16 protein-coding genes and 1 tRNA gene are annotated in these 17,015 nt (G+C 71.0%); 7 read left to right on the forward strand and 10 right to left on the reverse strand.

Going from position 1 to position 17,015, the window contains the following annotated elements; genetic code table 11:
* The first annotated feature begins 60 nt into the window (after positions 1-60).
* From O7635_RS01885 to O7635_RS01915, 7 genes are all read left to right on the forward strand, one after another.
* Complete coding sequence (locus tag O7635_RS01885; protein WP_278078646.1) at positions 61-1,554, forward strand: BTAD domain-containing putative transcriptional regulator; 1,494 nt, start codon at positions 61-63, stop codon at positions 1,552-1,554.
* 57 nt (positions 1,555-1,611) lie between these two features.
* A complete protein-coding gene (locus tag O7635_RS01890; RefSeq protein WP_278078647.1) occupies positions 1,612-2,184 on the forward strand; it encodes a permease-like cell division protein FtsX in 573 nt (190 codons plus the stop codon).
* Positions 2,181-2,693: a SigE family RNA polymerase sigma factor gene (locus O7635_RS01895; RefSeq protein WP_278078648.1), complete on the forward strand. Its 513-nt coding sequence runs from the start codon at positions 2,181-2,183 to the stop codon at positions 2,691-2,693. The genes O7635_RS01890 and O7635_RS01895 overlap by 4 nt, the downstream gene beginning before the upstream one ends.
* Before the next feature lie 117 nt (positions 2,694-2,810).
* Positions 2,811-3,230, forward strand: coding sequence for a YciI family protein (locus O7635_RS01900; RefSeq protein WP_278078649.1), 420 nt, complete (start codon positions 2,811-2,813; stop codon positions 3,228-3,230).
* On the forward strand, positions 3,230-4,501 hold the full coding sequence (locus O7635_RS01905; protein ID WP_278085349.1) for a sigma-70 family RNA polymerase sigma factor: 1,272 nt from the start codon (positions 3,230-3,232) through the stop codon (positions 4,499-4,501). The genes O7635_RS01900 and O7635_RS01905 overlap by 1 nt, the downstream gene beginning before the upstream one ends.
* Before the next feature lie 96 nt (positions 4,502-4,597).
* Positions 4,598-5,491, forward strand: a complete 894-nt coding sequence (locus O7635_RS01910) for an ATP-binding cassette domain-containing protein (protein WP_278078650.1) — start codon at positions 4,598-4,600, stop codon at positions 5,489-5,491.
* The gene (locus O7635_RS01915; RefSeq protein ID WP_278078651.1) at positions 5,488-6,579 is read left to right on the forward strand and encodes an ABC transporter permease; all 1,092 of its coding nucleotides are present in this window, start codon (positions 5,488-5,490) and stop codon (positions 6,577-6,579) included. Before O7635_RS01910 ends, O7635_RS01915 begins: the two co-directional genes overlap by 4 nt.
* On the opposite strand, the gene O7635_RS01920 is transcribed toward O7635_RS01915, so the two are convergent.
* The 10 genes from O7635_RS01920 to O7635_RS01965 form a co-directional block, all read right to left on the reverse strand.
* Positions 6,569-6,802 (reverse strand): hypothetical protein, encoded by a 234-nt coding sequence (locus tag O7635_RS01920; protein WP_278078652.1) that lies wholly within the window; start codon positions 6,800-6,802, stop codon positions 6,569-6,571. The genes O7635_RS01915 and O7635_RS01920 overlap by 11 nt on opposite strands.
* A 179-nt stretch (positions 6,803-6,981) precedes the next feature.
* Positions 6,982-7,266 carry a type II toxin-antitoxin system prevent-host-death family antitoxin gene (locus O7635_RS01925; protein ID WP_278078653.1) on the reverse strand — a complete coding sequence of 95 codons (285 nt, stop codon included), beginning with the start codon at positions 7,264-7,266 and terminating at the stop codon, positions 6,982-6,984.
* 5 nt (positions 7,267-7,271) lie between these two features.
* Positions 7,272-7,346 (reverse strand) — tRNA-Leu (locus O7635_RS01930).
* A gap of 719 nt (positions 7,347-8,065) precedes the next feature.
* Positions 8,066-8,728, reverse strand: coding sequence for a response regulator transcription factor (locus tag O7635_RS01935; protein ID WP_278078654.1), 663 nt, complete (start codon positions 8,726-8,728; stop codon positions 8,066-8,068).
* Complete coding sequence (locus O7635_RS01940) at positions 8,725-10,023, reverse strand: sensor histidine kinase (RefSeq protein WP_278078655.1); 1,299 nt, start codon at positions 10,021-10,023, stop codon at positions 8,725-8,727. The genes O7635_RS01935 and O7635_RS01940 overlap by 4 nt, the downstream gene beginning before the upstream one ends.
* 48 nt (positions 10,024-10,071) lie before the next feature.
* Positions 10,072-11,904, reverse strand: a complete 1,833-nt coding sequence (locus tag O7635_RS01945) for a discoidin domain-containing protein (RefSeq protein WP_278078656.1) — start codon at positions 11,902-11,904, stop codon at positions 10,072-10,074.
* Positions 11,905-11,958: 54 nt separating this feature from the next.
* Entirely contained in the window at positions 11,959-12,930 is a 972-nt protein-coding gene (locus O7635_RS01950) for a substrate-binding domain-containing protein (protein ID WP_278078657.1), read from the reverse strand.
* An 18-nt stretch (positions 12,931-12,948) separates the two neighbouring features.
* Positions 12,949-13,920 carry an ABC transporter permease gene (locus tag O7635_RS01955; protein WP_278078658.1) on the reverse strand — a complete coding sequence of 324 codons (972 nt, stop codon included), beginning with the start codon at positions 13,918-13,920 and terminating at the stop codon, positions 12,949-12,951.
* Positions 13,917-15,410: a sugar ABC transporter ATP-binding protein gene (locus O7635_RS01960; protein WP_278078659.1), complete on the reverse strand. Its 1,494-nt coding sequence runs from the start codon at positions 15,408-15,410 to the stop codon at positions 13,917-13,919. Before O7635_RS01960 ends, O7635_RS01955 begins: the two co-directional genes overlap by 4 nt.
* A complete protein-coding gene (locus O7635_RS01965) occupies positions 15,407-16,810 on the reverse strand; it encodes an aldehyde dehydrogenase family protein (protein WP_278078660.1) in 1,404 nt (467 codons plus the stop codon). The genes O7635_RS01960 and O7635_RS01965 overlap by 4 nt, the downstream gene beginning before the upstream one ends.
* Between the last annotated feature and the right edge of the window lie 205 nt (positions 16,811-17,015).

Genomic DNA, 17,015 nt, shown 5'->3' on the forward strand with positions numbered 1-17,015 from the left:
CGCACCGCTGCCGTGGCCCGGCGGCGGGGGACGAAGCCCGAGGTCAACGAGGGGACGGCAGTGCCGCAGCGGTTCGAGATCCTGGGGCCGATCCGGGTGGTCGACGGCGACCGCGAGATCGACCTGGGCCCGGGCAAGCAGCGCGCGGTGCTCGCCGTCCTGTTGCTCAACGCCAACAGGCCGGTGCCGACGACCCAGATCGTCGACGCGGTGTGGCAGGACGAGCCTCCGGAGAACGGCGCCAACGTCGTCCAGAAGTACGTCGCGGGCCTGCGCCGGGCGCTCGAACCGGACCGCTCGCCGCGCACGCCGGGTCAGCTGCTCACCCTGACCGAGGCCGGCTACCTGCTGCGGGTCCCGCCCGGCGGGCTGGACGCGGACGACTTCGACCAGCGGGTACGCGCGGCGCGGTCCCACCAGGCCGCCGGAGCGCTCGAACCCGCCGTGGCCGACCTGCGCGCCGGCCTGGCGCTCTGGCGGGCCGAGGCGGTCGCGGGCCTGGCCGGTGGCTACTTCGCGGCGGCCCGGGACCGGCTCGGCGACGCCCGGTGCGCCGCCTACGAGGCGCTGGCCGAGATCGAGATCGCCCGCGGCCGGCACGCCGAGCTCGTGCCCGAGCTGACCGGGCTGGTCGCCGAGTTCCCGCTGCGCGAGCAGCTGCGCTACCAGCTGATGCTGGCGCTCTACCGGGGTGGCCGGCAGGCCGAGGCGTTGGCGGCCTACCGGGCGGCCCGCGAGTTCCTGGCCGAGGAGTTCGGTGTCGAGCCCGGTGAGCGGCTGCAGGAGCTGCACCGGCGGATGCTGCGGGCGGATCCGGCGCTGCTCGGCCCGCGGCCGGCGGCGCCCGTGTCGGCGCCGCCGCCGGTGCCGGTCTTCGCGCCGCCCCCGCCGCCGCCCGCGCCGGTGCGCCGCTCGTGGCGGTGGGGTGACGAGCCGCCGGGCTGGGCGCGGGTCGGCGCGGTCCTGGTCACGCTCGCCGGCGCCGGCATGCTGACCTGGCTGGTGATCGGTGCGTATGCCGTGCACCGCCGCAGCCGCATCCTCGGCGCCATCGCGGTCGCCTACCTCGCCCTCGCCGTCGTCAGCTGCGCGCTGGTCGACAGCGAGGCGAGCAAGCCCGCGGAGGAGATGGCGGGCCTGCCGATCGGGGGGTGGTTCCTGGTCTGGTTCGGCGGGGCACTGCACGTGCTGGTGCTCAACTTCCTGCCGAAGCGGGCCCCGCGCCATCCGGACGAGATCGCCGAGATCGAACGGCGGGTCCGGCGCGCGCAGGCGCTGGAGCTGGTGCGCCACCACCCGGCCATGGCCCGGGAGCTCGGCATCGGCCGCCCCGACGTGCCCGGTCACTTCGACGACGGCGGTCTCGTCGACGTCAACTCCGCGCCCGAGCCGGTGCTGGCCAGCCTGCCGGGCGTCGGGGCGCTGCGCGCCCGGGCGATCGCCGCCGACCGTTACCGCCGCGGGCCGTTCGCGACCGTCGACGACCTGGCCGCCCGCGGTCTGGTGCCGCCGCACGACCTCGGGCCGCTGCGGGAGATACTCATCTGCGTCTGAGGTGTGACCGATCCGGTCGCCCGACCAGTCATCACTGGTGACGGGAAGGAGCACACCGTGGACGAGAACCTGCGGCAGCTGTTCGACCGCGCGGTGGCCGACGAGCCTGAGCCGCCGGCCGGCGAGTTCGCCGCGCACGTCGTGGGCCTCGGGCGACGCCAGCGCCGGCGCCGGGCCGCGCTGGTCGGCGCCGCCGGGATCGCCGTCGTCGCGGCGGCCGGCCTGGCCAACCTGCCGGCCGACGCGCCGCCGGAGACCGTACCGGCGCGGTTCGTGGGTCAGCTCAATCCGGTCTGCGAGTCGCCGACCCGCAAGGCGCCGACCGACATCTCCATCTTCCTCCGGCTCGACATCACCGACGACGAGCGCGCGGCGCTGGACCGGACGCTCCGCGAGGACGCGGCGGTGGTCGTGGTGCGTTACGAGAGCCGCGATCAGGCGTACGCCACGTTCAAGGCGATGTTCAGCGACAACCCGGCCCTCGTCGCGGCCGTCAAGGTGGAGCAGATGCCGGAGTCGTTCCGGCTCAAAGTGCACGGTCCGGTGAAGGGCGTCGAGGGCGCGCCCGGCGTGGAGCAGGTGATCGGGAGTCGGTGCCCGGCCGGCGTCTCCGTCGGGACGGCCGGATGATCGGCGGCTGGGGCGCGGCGCGGCGGCGGGACGCGGAGTTCACCGCGTTCGTGGAGGCCGCCGCGCCACGGTTGCGCCGCACCGCGTACCTCATGTGTCGCGACTGGCATCTCGCCCAGGACCTGACCCAGACCACGTTCGTCAAGATGTACGTGGTGTGGGGCCGGATCCGGCGGCACGCCAACCTCGACGCCTACAGCCGGCGGGTCCTGCTGAACGCCGTCTTCGACCAGCGGAGCCGGCGCGGCGCGACCGAGGTGGTGCTGGCCGCGCTGCCAGAAGCGCCGACGCCGCCCGGAGACGTCGAGACGCACGTCGCGCTGCTGCGGGCGCTGGCCACGCTGCCCGTCCGCGACCAGGCCATCGTGGTGCTGCGGCACTGGGAGGACCTGAGCGTCGAGACGGTGGCCGAGATCCTCGACGTCTCGGTGTCGGTGGTGAAGACCCAGAACGGCCGGGCGCTGGCCCGACTGCGGGCGGTGCTGGGCGAGGACTTCGTGCGGAGCTAGGTGTGCTGCCGGGCTCACCCAAAAAATCTTCCGTTGCCGTGTCGATCCCCGGCCGGGCCGCTCGACCTTGGCGTGAAAGGGTCGAGAAGCGGCCCGGACAGTAAGAGGGAGAGACCGATGGCGAAGTACATGCTCATCATGCGGGGCACCGACGAGACCACCGCGGCGATGATGCAGACCCCGTTCGACGAGATGCTCGCCTCGATGGGCCGGATCAACCAGGAGATGATCCGCGCGGGCGTGCTCCTGGCGGCCGAAGGGCTCGACGACCCGGCCCAGGGCGTGGTGGTCGACCTGAGCAACGAGACCCCGGTGGTGACCGACGGGCCCTACGGGGAGACCAAGGAGCTGTTCGGCGGCTTCTGGATGCTCGACGTCGCGTCGCGGGACGAGGCGGTCGAGTGGGCCAAGCGGCTGCCGACGCTGCCCGGCGCCAAGTGCGAGATCCGCCGGGTGCCGACGATCGACGAGTTCCCGCAGGACAACGAGTGGATCATCAAGGAGCGGGCGTGGCGCGAGCGGACCGGCCAGCTCTGATGGCCGCGGCCACCGACGGCCCGCCCGACGCCGAGTCGGCGCGGCGGGCCGTCGAGGCGGTCTGGCGGATCGAGTCGGCGCGGATCATCTCGGCGCTGGCCCGCTACACCGGAGACTTCGAGCTCGCCGAGGACGTCGCCCAGGAAGCGGTGGCGGAGGCGCTGACCAGCTGGGCCCGCGAGGGCACGCCGGACTCGCCGGTGGGGTGGCTGCTGGCCACCGCGCGGCGGCGGGCGATCGACAGCTTCCGGCGGCGGTCGGCGCTGGACGAGCGCTATGCCACGCTGGCCGCGGCGCCGCCGGCGGAGGGACCGGACGACCTGCTGTGGGACCCGGACCGGGTCGACGACGACGTCCTGGCGCTGATGTTCATCGCCTGTCACCCGGTGCTGTCGCCCGAGGCGCGGGTGGCGCTCACCCTGCGCACGGTGGGCGGTCTGTCCACTGAGGAGATAGCGCGCGCGTTCCTCGTTCCCGTGCCGACGATCCAGGCCCGGATCACCCGGGCCAAGAAGACGATCGCCGCGGCCGACGTCCGATTCGAGCTGCCGCCGGCCGCCGAGCGCCGCGACCGTCTCGGCGGCGTGCTGAGCGTGCTCTACGTGATCTTCACCGAGGGCTCGACGGCCACCGCCGGCGATCGCCTGGTGCGTACCGACCTGGCCTACGAGGCGATCCGGCTCGCCCGCATGCTGGCCGCCCTGCTGCCCGAGGAGCCGGACGTGTTCGGCCTGCTCGCGCTCTGCGAGCTGACCGCGTCGCGGTTCCCGGCGCGCACCGACGCCGCGGGTGAGGCGGTGCTGCTGGAGGACCAGGACCGGCGGTTGTGGGACCGGTCGGCGATCCGGCGCGGGCGGGCGGCGCTGGACCGGGCGTCCGCGCTGGGCCGGGGTCTGGGCCCCTACGGGTTGCAGGCCGCCATCGCCGCCTGCCACGCCGTGGCCCCGTCGGTCGCGGAGACGGACTGGGACCGGATCGTGCTCCTCTACGAGGCGCTCGGCCGCGTCGCGCCGTCGCCGATCGTGGAGCTCAACCGCGCGGTCGCGGTGGCCATGGCCGTCGGACCGGCCGAGGCGCTGTCCCTTGTGGACGAGCTGGTCATCGGCGGGCGGCTGTCGGGGTCACACCTGCTGCCGACGGTGCGCGGCGAGCTGCTGACCCGGCTGGGCCGGCGCGGGGAGGCCAAGGCCGAGCTGGAGCTGGCCGCGCGCCTGTGCGGCAACACCCGCGAACGCGCGGTGCTGCTCCGCAAGGCCGCCGCCCTGGCCTGACCGTCGCACGGGGGATGGGGTCCGTCGCGCGACTGACCCCACGGATCGATCCGCCGCCGGACGACGCCGGAACCGCCCGTTCCTAGCCTGATAGGCATGACCAAGGTGCTTCATCTCGAAGCGATCAACCGGAGCTTCGGCGACCGCCAGGTGCTCCGCGACGTCACGTTCGACGTCACCGCCGGCCGGATGACCGGGTTCGTCGGTGCCAACGGCGCCGGCAAGACGACCAGCATGCGGATCATCCTGGGCGTGCTCGCCCCGGACTCGGGCGAAGTGACCTGGCAGGGCTCGCGGCTCACCCGGGAGGACCGGCGCCGGTTCGGCTACATGCCGGAGGAGCGGGGCCTCTACCCGAAGATGACCGTACGCGACCAGCTCGTCTACCTCGGCCGCCTGCACGGCCTGTCGCTGCAGCAGGTCAACCGCAACGTCGACGAGCTGCTCGAGTGGCTGAGCCTCGGCGAGCGGGCCAACGACCCGGTCGAGAACCTCTCGCTCGGCAACCAGCAGCGGGCCCAGATCGCCGCGGCGCTGGTGCACGACCCGGACGTGCTGGTGCTCGACGAGCCGTTCTCCGGCCTCGACCCGATGGCCGTGGACACGGTCGTCACGGTGCTGCGCGAGCGTACCCACCGCGGTGTGCCCGTGCTCTTCTCCAGCCACCAGCTCGACGTCGTCGAACGCCTCTGCGACGACCTGGTGATCATCGCTGACGGCGCGATCCGGGCGGCGGGGAGCCGGGACAGCTTGCGCGACGCGTACACCCAGCGCCGTTTCCTCCTGGTCGTGGCCGGCGACGCCGGCTGGGTGCGCGACCTGCCGGGCGTCACGCTGATCGACCTCGACGGACCGCGCGCCGTCTTCGACCTGGCCGACGACGCCGACGACCAGGTGGTGCTGCGCGCGGCGCTGGAACGCGGCCCGGTCCGCTCGTTCGGCCCCGTCACCCCCACACTCGCCGAGATCTTCCGGGAGGTCGCCCGATGAACACGTCGTCCGCCATCCGGCTGGTCGCGGCCCGCGAGCTGAAGGTCAAGATCAAGGACAAGACCTTCCTCATCAGTACGATCTTCTTCCTGCTGTTCGCCGTCGGCAGCGCGGTGGTGCCGGCCCTGCTGGCCGGCGGGGCGTCGAGCGTCGCGGTCGCCGACTCGGCCGCCGCGACCACCCTGCGTGACAAGGGTCTGGAGGTGACGCAGGTCGGTGACGACGCCGCCGCCGAGCAGGCGGTCCGCGCCGGTGACGTGGACGCCGCGGTGGTGACGGGGGGCGGCGACCCGAAGGTGCTGGCGATGGACGAGGCGCCGAACGACGTGGTCGAGGCGCTCAGCGCCGAGCCGCAGGTGCAGCTGCTCAACCCGGACGCGGTCGACCCGATCCTGGCGTACCTCGTGCCGTTCGGCTTCGCCATCGTCTTCTTCTTCACGTCGCTGACCTTCGGCCTGCAGATCGCGCAGAGCGTCGTCGAGGAGAAGCAGACCCGGATCGTGGAGATCCTGGTGGCCAGCGTGCCGACCCGGGCGTTGCTGGCCGGCAAGGTGATCGCCGGCGGCCTGCTCGCGCTGGCCCAGATCGCGCTGATCGCGGCGGTCACGGTCGCCGGCATCCAGCTGACCGACAACGGCGCGCTGCTGTCGCTGATCGGCCCGTCGATCGGCTGGTTCATCCCGTTCTTCGTGGTCGGGTTCGTGATGCTAGCGGCGCTCTGGGCGGCGGCTGGCGCCCTGGTCAACCGCCTCGAGGACCTCAACGGCGTCTCGATGCCGCTGCAGCTCGTGGTCATGCTGCCGTTCTTCGCGGTAATCTTCCTGAGCGACAACAAGCCGGTGATGACGCTGCTGTCCTACATCCCGTTCTCGGCGCCCACGGCGATGCCGCTGCGGTTCTTCTTCGGTGACGCGGCGGGCTGGGAGCCGGTGGTATCGCTGGCCGTGATGGTGGTCGCGGCGGCGGCGCTGATCGCGGTCGGGGCGCGGGTCTACGAGGGCTCGCTGTTGCGTACCAACGGAAAGAGCTCGTTCGGGGCCGCCTTCCGCGACCGGGAGAGCAAGCGGCTGGCGGAGCTCAACAACTGACGTACTGGTCAGCAGGGTCGGAGGGCAGATGTAGCTCTCCGACCCGCTGGTCGACGGCCTCCCACAGCTGTCGCCGGGCCCGCCGATCGGTGTCGGATCGTGGCTCGGCGAGCCGCTGCCAGAGCTCAGGCGCCCGCGCGCCGTAGGTCTCGCCCAGGTGCGCGACGATCGCCGCGTCAAGGTCGAGCCCGCCGACCCCGGCACAGACAACGGACGGCAACATCGGCGCCCCGTCGAACAACACGCCCGAGCCCGCCCATCACCCCACCGCAACACGGCCGCGGTGTTGGAGGTCCCGAAATCCACCCCAAGCACAACTCCGGCGCCGTCCACTGTGCCCACGGAGCCCATGCCCCCACCGCATCCGTCACCGGCTCACCTTCGACGGCCGGCAAGGTAGCGCTAGACGGTCGGTCGTCTATCCGAAGCGGTCAACTCCCTCATCGAGCGACGTAAGGCGGCAGCGTTGCCAGGATTCCGGAGTAGATATTCCGTCTCCTTGAGCGATGCCCACTCCGCGAGCGGCACGATCACGACCGCCTCACCGCCCGAGCGGGTGACGACCACTTCCTCTGCGGTCGCGATCACCCGATCCACCTCGGCGGAGAGGTTGCGCCGAAGCTGAGCGACGGTGACGGCGCGCACCTGGACCTCCACTAGGCCAACGACGGGCCGCGCGGCGGCCATGAAAGTAGGGTCGACGGGACTCGAACCCGCACTGAAACGGACCTAAACCGTTTGCCTCATGCCAATTGGGCTACGACCCCTCGCTGAACTGTGCTCCGGTATACCAGGCGCTTTTCTTGGTCGGAACCCCGCACCCGACCCGCCAACCGCGCCCAACCGTTACGTTGGCCGCGTTGGCCAGTCATTCGGTGACGCCGAGCCTCCGGATACGCCCAGGTTGGGGGCACCCGAGCGGCCTGAGCAGGCCAACGTCGCAGGACGCGATAGAGGCAAACGTTGGTTTCACGTTGGCTCCGCCGAAGCGAACCTTCACCCCTCCGCGCTCTATCGGGCAGGCGGTCTAGAGCAGCCAAAGCCCGCGTCCGGAGGTATCTCCGGGGAGCCGAAATGCTCAAGCATGTACGCACACCTCACGGCATGTCGGCCCGCCGCAGACCAATCCCTTGGAGCCCGGAACCCAATAGAGCCGTCGGCGCCACCGCGCACACGCCACGCCACGCCACGTGGCGTCATGATCGGGATGCATCGCCGCCGAGCCGGCGTCACCGGGCCATGGGCAAATCGAGAGTCGGCGACCGAAGCCTCCCGATCATTTGCCCGCCACAAGGTGTCCCGGCCGCCCGTCACAGCTGAACTGCGCTGCGACGTTTCCCCGCCGCTGGCCGCGGGGCAGCGCTGCACTCGGCTGCGCGGTCCGCCGCCTGCCAGCGACGTGGCGATCGCGGCCACCTGGGGGCAGGCTGCGAGCTGCGCGGCGAGCGCCAGCCGGACCGCGGCGGCCCGGGCAGGTCGGCGGTGGTCAGCCGCCCGGGGTGACCACGCCGTGTTCGTAGGCGAAGACGACTGCTTGTGTGCGGTCGCGTAGGCCGAGCTTTGTCAGAACCCGGCTCACGTGGGTCTTGACCGTGGCCTCGCCCAGGTGCATCGACGCGGCGATTTCCGCGTTGGTCGCGCCGCTGGCCAGGGCGACCAGCACCTCATGCTCGCGCGCCGTCAGCTCCGCCAGTTGGTCGCCGCTCGTGCGGGGTGTGCCGCCCGGGCGCGCGAAGGTCGCGATCACCCGCCGGGTGATCTCGGGGGCCAGCAGCGCGTCGCCGCGGGCCAGCACGCGGACCGCGTCGATCAGTGCTTCGGGTGTCCCGTTCTTGAGCAGGAAGCCGCTCGCTCCCGCCTCGAGCGCCGCGAACAGGTAGTCGTCTCGGTCGAAGGTGGTGAGAATCAGGACCGCGGGGCCGTCGGGGGTCGCGGTGATGCGGCGGGTGGCGGCCAGGCCGTCGAGGCCCGGCATCTCGACGTCCATCAGCACCACGTCGGGGTTGAGCGCCGCCGTCATCCGGACCGCCTGCTCGCCGTCGGAGGCCTCGCCGACCACCTCGAAGTCGTCTTCGGTTTCGAGGATGACCCGGAAGCCCGTGCGGACCAGGTGGTGGTCGTCGGCGAGGAGCACCTTGATGTCGGTCACGCCGTCACCTCTGTGGCGGGCGCCGTCGCGCGGGTCAGGGGGAAGCGGGCGCGGACGCGGAAGCCGCGGCGGCCCGGGCCGTCGCCGACCGGGCCCGTTTCGAGGATGCCGTCGTGGGCCGTCGCCCGCTCGCGCATGCCGATCAGGCCCATGCCTCCCGTGCGGGGGCCAGCCACCGCGGATCGGCCGTCGTCGGTCACGTCGATCTCCACCTCGTTGGCCAGGTAGCGGATCCGGACGTCGACCGTCGCGGCGCTCGCGTGCTTGATGGTGTTGGTCAGGGCCTCCTGGACGATCCGGTAGATCGCCTGCGACAACGACTCCGGCAGCTCGACCGGCTCCCCGTAGACACCGAGTTTGGTCTCCAGGCCCGCCTCACGGGCATTGGACAACAGGTCGTCGAGACGGTCGACCCCGCCCCCGGCCGCGTCGACCGCGTCGCCCGACTGCCGCAGCAGGCTCAGCATCCGGCGCAGCTCGTCGACCGCCGTGCGGGCACTCACCTCGACCGACTCCAACGCCGCGCGCGCTTTGACCGGGTCCTTCTCCAGGACCCGCCGCCCGGCCGACGCCTGCACGCCCATCACCGACACGTGGTGGGCGACCACGTCGTGCAGCTCGCGGGCGATCCGTAGTCGCTCATCGGCGACCGCCAGCTCCCGCGTCTCGGCCTGCGACGCGCGGAGCTGCTCCGCCTGGAGCTCGAGCTGGTGCTCACGCCGCGCGGCCGTCCACGCGGTCTCGCCGAAGAAGTAGGCGAAGCCGAACAGCAGCACGTTGACCAGCAGGCTGTTGACGATCACGGCCAGCAGCGGCGGGAGAAAGCCAGAGGCGCGCTCGAACTCCGGCTCGGAACCCTGCGCCAGGAAGATGGTCAGGTTGATGAAGATGAACAGGAACATCGCGCCGATGATCCCGACGCGGATCCACTTGGCCAGCCGGCGGTTGCGGCCCCAGGCGCCGAGCGAATAGATCGCCGCGAAGAGCACGCCCGTCGTCAGTTGCTGCTCGGGCGCCGCGCGGATCTGGCCGCCGATGAACGCCGCCGACACGATGATCGCCACCGCCTCTGGCCACCGGCGCCGCCAGCACAGCGGCAGCGCGATCAGCACGGTCCAGAAGACCTGCTCGGGCAGGGCCGGGACATGCGGGAAGATCAGCGCGCCGGCCGAGGTGGCCAGGGTCATGTTGAGCAGCGTCAGCGCCGTGACCGCCACGCCGACGAGCACGTCGACGCGGCGCTGCTCCGGCGTCGGGCCGGGGCGGCGCCACTGGTCGAGGTCGGCGGTCACCAAGCAAGTGTAGGGAAGGGGTCCGACAGCAACCCCTTCCCCACAGATCGCTCACGAGGCGTACGCCTCCAGCTCGTAGACCCGGGCCGCCCGGTCCGAGTCGCTCGTGGGAGTGATCACGTTGACGCGGAGATATCGCGCCGACCGGGGGCTGAAGGTATGGGTCGTCACGTTCGCCGTGTTGCCCCGCGGCGACGCCACCGTGGTCCACGCCACCCCGTCGGAGCTGACCTGCACGTCGAAGTCCCGCGTGTTCCAGACCGGCTTCTCACCACCGGCCCCGGAGTGCCGCAGCACCACCCGCCCCACCTGACGCGCCGCCTGCAGGTCGACCCGCAGCCACTTCGAGGCGCCGAGCGAGCACCACTTGTCGGCGTTGCCACCGGACACCGAGCCGTTGACCGCCTTGGCCGGACCCTCGGCCGCCGCGCACTGGCTGTCGGCCGTCGCCGGCCGGTTCAGCGCCAGGTTGCCGGTCGGCACCGCCTCCGGCACGTAGAGCCGCACGTCGGTCAGGCTCGCGCTGCCCTCGTACACGTTGGTGTAGAGGTCACCGATCACGAACCAGTCGGGGTACGCGGACCCGGACGGCCACTGGTTGGGCCACGTCGTGCTGCCGTTGTAGTCGTTCTGCACCAGGTTGCCGTTGAACTGCCCGTTGTATTCGCTCGCCTTGACGTTGTAGTGCCAGATCGGATTGTTGTTGACCACGAACGGCCGGTGGAACCGCAGCGTCTTCTGGCCGACCCGGGCGAAGTTGCCGCTGGCCTCCAGCACGTAGCCGGTCGCATCCCGCTCGATGGCGAACGTGTAGAACGTGTTGGGCATCAGCTCCGGCTGGAGCTCGGCGGCCGACGAGAGCTGCTGCTCCGCCACGCCGCCTGAGCACGAGGTCATGAACCACTGCGAGTTGCCCGCCAGCCCACCGCGGCCGGGGTTCCAGTTGGGCATCCCGCTGATCCACATGTTGACCGTGTTGAAGTTGCCGTCGCGGTAGTTGTAGTAGGTGTTGGTGTTGGAGTCGCAGACCCGCCCACCGGTGCCCGAGCCGACCCGGTCGGGGTGCTGCGAGAACGAGTCCATCAGCACCTTGCGCCGATAGTGCCAGAAGTGGTTGTTGCGCGGCGCCGGGTTGGCGAAGTCCACGATGGACATGAAATGGAACCCGTTGTAGCCGTAGTTCCCGGCCCGGACATCCTGCCATTCGCAGTACGGCACGGACGCGTCACCGCTCCAGCCCGGGCTGTCGGACCCCTCACCCCACGGATGCTGGGTCTTGCAGCCCGTGGCGGAATAGCCGTTGATCCGCCCGCCGTAGTTGATGGAGCCGTTGCGCTTCCCACCGAAGTCGATCGTCTTCAGCTTGTATTCGACCCGGTAGTAGTCGGGCAGCTGCTGCGACGGCCGCAGGATGACTCCGCCGGTGTGGTCGGGCACGTTCATCTTGGCCACCCACTCGCTGCCCAGCTGTTCCCGGGTCAGCGACGGGGGCGTCTCGATGACGCCGTCGGCGTTCCAGTCGCGCGCCGAGAGCGAGGCGGTCAGCCAGCCGTTCTGCCCGACCGGGAACTCCTTGCGATAGGTGCGGAACGAGTTGAACGCCGTCGTCCACGCTGGACCGTAGTCGTTGCGGTACCACTGACCGTTGTCGTCCATGATGGTGTCGAACGGCTGCGCGTAGGTTTCGCGTACCCAGGGCGCGTTTCCGGTGTTGATGGGGTTGGCGAAGCTCTCGTTGTAGAGCAGGGTCCACCCGGGCCGGGTGGGGTCGTCGGCTGCCGCCGCGGGCGACCCCGGCAGGCCGACCACGGTGCTCAGCGCGACCGACCCCACCACGGCGAGGGCCAGCGATCGGCGACGGATGGACAGTGTGCGTCTGCGCATGCTCACTCCTTATCCACTCGGGTGGCGACGCCGACCGCCACGACTACTGACCCGTCAGAACACGCCGGAGTCCATGTGCTGCTTCGCGTTCTCCTTGGTCACCATCGGCGAGTCGACGACGGTGTCCTTCTCCGGCGTAGCGCCGCCGAGGATCTCGACGGCCCGGTCGAGCCCCTTGGCGCCGATGATGTCGGCGTCGTTGAGCCCGGTGACCAGGTAGTTGGTGCCGTCCGCGATCGCCTTGAGCGCCTCGGTCTGCCCGTCGACACCCGCGATGACGATCTGCGCAGCCTTGCCGGCATCGGCGATCGCCCGCTGCGCGCCCAGGCACATCGCGTCGTTCTCGCAGAACACGGCGACCAGGTCGGGGTGGCTGGCCAGCAGGCTCTCCATGACGGTCAGCCCGCCGTCGGAGCTCCAGCCGCCGAAGTCCGGCGCCTCGACCAGGGTGATGCCGGCCTTGCCCTGCAGGGCGGCCTTGACACCGTTGGTGCGCGCCAGGCCGATGCTGTTGTCGGCCGGCCCGCCCTTGATGATGGCAACCTTGCCGCCCTTGGTCAGCCGCTGGGCCAGGAACTCGCCGTTCTGCTTGCCGATCGCCTCGTTGTCGGGCCCGATCCAGCTCGTGTACTCGCCCGTCTGGAACTTGCGGTCGACCAGCACGACGGGCTTGCCGGCGGCCTTGATGGCGGCCAGCGCGGCTGGCGCCGACTCCAGCGGTCCGCCCGAGATGATGACGGCGTCGACGTTCTTGCTCAGCAGGTCCTCGACGTTGGCGGCGAGCTTGGCGGCGTCGCCGTTGGCGTCCGTGCTGATGATCTCGACGTTGCCCTTCTTCTTGGCCTGGGCCGCGATCGCCTTGTCCATGCCGCTGAAATAGGGCCCGCCGAGCATGAAGTTCGCGACCCCGATGGTGTACGAGTCCTTGGCCGCCGCCCCGCCACCGCCGCCGTCGTCGTCCGAGCCGCAGGCGGTGACACCGACCGCCAGCGCCGCCGCCATCAGTATTCCGGTGATCCGTCTCATGGTGCGCCTCCCTGTGGGTTAAGTGCGCCGGCGGCTGGCCCGCTGTACGAGGATGACCGCGATGATGATCAGTCCTTTGAGGACCTGCTGCCAGAAGCTCTGCACGTTGTAGAGGTTGAGCAGGTTGTTGATGAGCACGAGGACGAGCACCCCGCCGAGAGTGGCCGCGGCGGAGCCCTTGCCGCCGGCCAGGCTCGCGCCGCCGATGACGCACGCCGCGATCGCGTCCAGCTCGAACGCGACACCGACGCTCGGTTGGGCGATGCCGACCCGGCTGGCCAGGATGACGCCGGCCAGACCGGCGCAGAAACCACTGATCGTGTAGGCGAGCAGCACGTGCTTGCGCACGCTGATGCCGGCCAGCCGGACCGTCTCGGCGTTGCCGCCGATGGCGACGATCGACCGTCCGGCCGGGGTGCGGTGCAGGAACACCCCACCGAGCAGGAAGACCGCGAGCATGATGACCGTGGTCAGCGGGATCGGGCCGAGCATGGCCGAGCCGAGCCAGAAGAACGACTCGTCCTCGGGCGCGATCGGCACGTCGGAGTAGACGAACGCGAGGCCCCGGATCGTCGTCAACGCGGCCAGCGTGACCACGAACGGCGCCAGGTCGAAGCGGGCCACCAGCGCGCCGTTGACCAGTCCGAAGAGGACGCCGCTGGCGATGCCGACGAGCATGGCGACCGGCAGGGGCAACCCCGACGAGAGGCCCGCGGTGATGATGCCGGCGAACGCGACGACCGAGCCGACGGACAGGTCGATGCCGCCGGTCAGGATCACGACGAGCATCCCGTACGCCAGGAGGCCGGTCGTCACCATCTGCTTGAGCAGGTTGGTCAGGTTGGTCTGGGTGAGGAACGCGTCCGTGGTGAGCGCGGCGACCGCCAGCACCACGATGACGAGCGCGATGGCGGCGCGGGCGAGCGTGAACTGGCGCGCGGTCAGCTGACGCGGCTCGGCCGTCGCCTGCTCCGGTTCGGTGAGAGTCATGCCGCCCGCCCGATCGAGTATGCGAGTACCTGGTCTTCGGTGGCGCCCTCCGAGCGCAACTCGCCGGCGATGCGCCCCTCGCGCATCACCAGCACCCGATCGGTGGCACCGAGCACCTCGGTGAGGTCGGAGGAGATCAGCAGGACGGCGACGCCGGTGCGGGCGAGCTCGTCGACCATGCGATAGATCGCGACGCGGGTGGCCATGTCGACGCCGCGCGTGGGCTCGTCGAGCACCAGCACGCGCGGCTTCTTCAACAACCACTTGGCGAGTACGGCCTTCTGCTGGTTGCCGCCGCTGAGTCGGACCACGGGCATCGTGGCGCAGTGCGGTGGCCGGATGTCGAGCCGCTCGATCATCCCGGCCACGGTGCGGCGTTGGGCGGCGGCGTCGACCAGCCCGGCCCGGGAGTCAGTGTGCAATGTGGTCAGTGCGACGTTCTCGCGTACCGTCAGGTCCGGCACGATGCCGTTGCCCTTGCGGTCCTCGGTGACCAGCGCGAGGCCGGCGGCGATGGCGTCCTGTGGTGTGCGGAAGGCGCGCGGCGTGCCGTCGACCTCGATCCGGCCCGCGGTCGGGCGGGTGGCGCCGAAGAGGCAGTGGGCGAGCTCGGTGCGCCCGGAGCCGACGAGTCCGAAGAGGCCGACGATCTCGCCGGCGCGGACGGTGAGGTCGACGCCGTGGAACTCGCCCGTCCTGCTGAGCGCGTACGCGGCCAACGCCGGTGTGGTCGCCGCCAGCCGGCGGTCCGGGTAGATCTGCTCCAGGCGTCGGCCGGCCATCAGGCGGATCAGCTCGTCCTCGTCGGTGCGGTCGGGCGTGGTGGTGGCGATGACCGCGCCGTCCTTCATGACGACGATGCGGGTCGCGAGGTCGAGCACCTCGACGAGCCGGTGCGAGATGTAGACGACGAGCACGCCGCGCTGCCGGAGGCGGCGGATCAGGGCGAAGAGCGCGTCGAGGTCGCTGCCGGCGAGGACGGCGCTGGGTTCGTCGAGGATCAGCACACGGGGCTCGTCGACGAGGGCCTTGGCGATCTCGACCATCTGCTGGCGGGCGACCGACAGGGTGCCGGCTGCCGCTCGTGGATCGATGGCGCCGAAGCCGATGTCGTGGAGCAGCGTCGCCGCCCGCTCGTGGGCGGCGCGCCAGTCGATGAGCCCGTGGCGGCGCGGAAAGCGGCCCAGCAGCAGGTTTTCCGTGACGGTGAGCTGCGGCGCGAGGGTCAGCTCCTGATAGACGGTGCGGATGCCGAGTCGGTGCGCGTCGTGCGGGCTGGCCGGCGTGACGGCTGCGCCGTCGATGCGCACCTCGCCGCTGGTCGCCTTTTCGGCGCCCGCGAGGATCTTGATCAGGGTGGACTTGCCGGCACCGTTCGCGCCTACGACACCGATCACCTCGCCCCGGTCGCCGGTGAGGTCGACGCCGTGGAGGACCTCGACACCGGCGTACGCCTTGTGGATGTCGTCGAGTTCCAGCAGCACGGTCACTGGAAGGCGTCCATGACGACGATGGTCTTCTGGCTGGTGAGGTCGGCGACCGTGTCGTGGACGCCCTCGCGGTAGCCGCCGGTCTCCTTCGTGCCGCCAAAGGGCAGGTTCTCGGCGCGCAGGGCGGTCGAGCCGTTGACGATCACCCCGCCGACGTCGAGCTGGCGGGCCATCGTGAAGGCGCGCGAGATGTCGCGGGTCCAGACGGCGGCCTGCAGTCCGTACGGCGATTCGCTGGCCATCCGCGTGGCGTCTTCGGGCTCCGTGAACCGCGCGACCGGGGCGACGGGGCCGAAGATCTCCTCTCGCAGGGCCGGGCTGTGCGCCGGCACGTCGGTGAGGACGGCGGGGTGGAAGAACGCCCTGTCCCGGTTGTTGACGGTGCGCGGCTTGGCGCCGTCCTGGACGAGGCGGGCGACGGCCTGCTCGACCTGGTCGGCCGCGTGGTTGGTGATGAGGGGGCCGACGTCGGTGCGTTCGTCGAGCTGGTCGCCGACGGTGAGCTTGGCGGTCTGGGCCAGTAGGGCGTCGACGAACTCGTCGTGCACGGGGTCCTGCACGTAGACCCGCTTCACCGCGCAGCAGATCTGGCCGTTGCCGCGGGCGAGGCGACCGAGCACGACGGCCTCGGCGGCCTTCTCGATGTCGGCGTCGGCGCAGACGATGAGGGCGTCGTTGCCGCCGAGCTCGAGCAGGACCTTCTTGAGGGTGCCGCTGGCCCGCCGGGCGATCTCCTTGCCGGCTCGCGTGCTGCCGGTGAGCGAGACAGCCGCGACGTTGTCGGCCTCGGCGAGGCCCTGCGAGATCTCCGGGCCGCCGTTGACGAGCTGATGCGCGTACGCGGGGATGCCTTGGCTCTCGATGATCTCGGCGATGCGGTGGAGGGCGAGCGGGCACTTCTGCGGCGGGTGGACGATGACGGCGTTGCCCGCGGCCAGTGCGGCGCCGGCCTTGTGCGCGTAGAGCTCGACCGGGTAGTTGAACGGCACCAGCGCCGCGACGACGCCGAGGGGTTCGCGGAGGGTGACGGCGAGGTGCCTTTCGAGACCGGGTACGGCGTCCAGCGGGATCTGGCGGCCGAAGATCCGCGTGGCCTCGGCGGCGAGGGCGTGGAAGATCCGGATCGCGGCGGCGATCTCGCCCCGGGTCTGCGTGATCGGCTTGCCGTTCTCCTGGGCGAGGAGGTGGGCGAGCGGCTCCTGCTCTTCCCCTATCGCGTTGGCGATGTCGCGCAGGAGCCGGGCCCGCTCGTGCGCTGGCATGGCGGCCATGGCGCGCTGGCCTTGTTGGGCGTTGTCGATCTTCTGTTGGAGCTCGTCCGCGCTGGTCGCCGGGACCTCGCCGAGCCGCTCCCCCGTTCCCGGATTGTGGACGGTGATGACCGCGTCCGCCGCTAACATCCGATCACTCCAAACTCGCGATGCCGTCCGCTTTGCCCAGCACCACGCACTCGACCTGCGCTGATGTAAAGATCCAGGACTGCAAGAGTTTCGATGTCGTGACGGAATGGTCACAGACTCCGTGGATCACCGTCAATACTCATCCCATGATTGCGCTGTCGTCCACTTTGTCCGTCACGATGGATACATCGACGCCTTACGCTGC

The organism is Asanoa sp. WMMD1127, assembly GCF_029626225.1.
GTDB lineage: Bacteria > Actinomycetota > Actinomycetes > Mycobacteriales > Micromonosporaceae > Asanoa.

Bases quoted from the DNA above. Each gene is read 5' to 3' on its own strand.
- O7635_RS01895 (WP_278078648.1), top strand. From the start codon at position 2,181: ATGATCGGCGGCTGGGGCGCGGCGCGGCGGCGGGACGCGGAGTTCACC.
- O7635_RS01900 (WP_278078649.1), top strand. From the start codon at position 2,811: ATGGCGAAGTACATGCTCATCATGCGGGGCACCGACGAGACCACCGCG.
- O7635_RS01905 (WP_278085349.1), top strand. From the start codon at position 3,230: ATGGCCGCGGCCACCGACGGCCCGCCCGACGCCGAGTCGGCGCGGCGG.
- O7635_RS01910 (WP_278078650.1), top strand. From the start codon at position 4,598: ATGACCAAGGTGCTTCATCTCGAAGCGATCAACCGGAGCTTCGGCGAC.
- O7635_RS01915 (WP_278078651.1), top strand. From the start codon at position 5,488: ATGAACACGTCGTCCGCCATCCGGCTGGTCGCGGCCCGCGAGCTGAAG.
- O7635_RS01920 (WP_278078652.1), bottom strand. From the start codon at position 6,802: ATGTTGCCGTCCGTTGTCTGTGCCGGGGTCGGCGGGCTCGACCTTGAC.
- O7635_RS01925 (WP_278078653.1), bottom strand. From the start codon at position 7,266: ATGGCCGCCGCGCGGCCCGTCGTTGGCCTAGTGGAGGTCCAGGTGCGC.
- O7635_RS01945 (WP_278078656.1), bottom strand. From the start codon at position 11,904: ATGCGCAGACGCACACTGTCCATCCGTCGCCGATCGCTGGCCCTCGCC.
- O7635_RS01950 (WP_278078657.1), bottom strand. From the start codon at position 12,930: ATGAGACGGATCACCGGAATACTGATGGCGGCGGCGCTGGCGGTCGGT.
- O7635_RS01955 (WP_278078658.1), bottom strand. From the start codon at position 13,920: ATGACTCTCACCGAACCGGAGCAGGCGACGGCCGAGCCGCGTCAGCTG.
- O7635_RS01965 (WP_278078660.1), bottom strand. From the start codon at position 16,810: ATGTTAGCGGCGGACGCGGTCATCACCGTCCACAATCCGGGAACGGGG.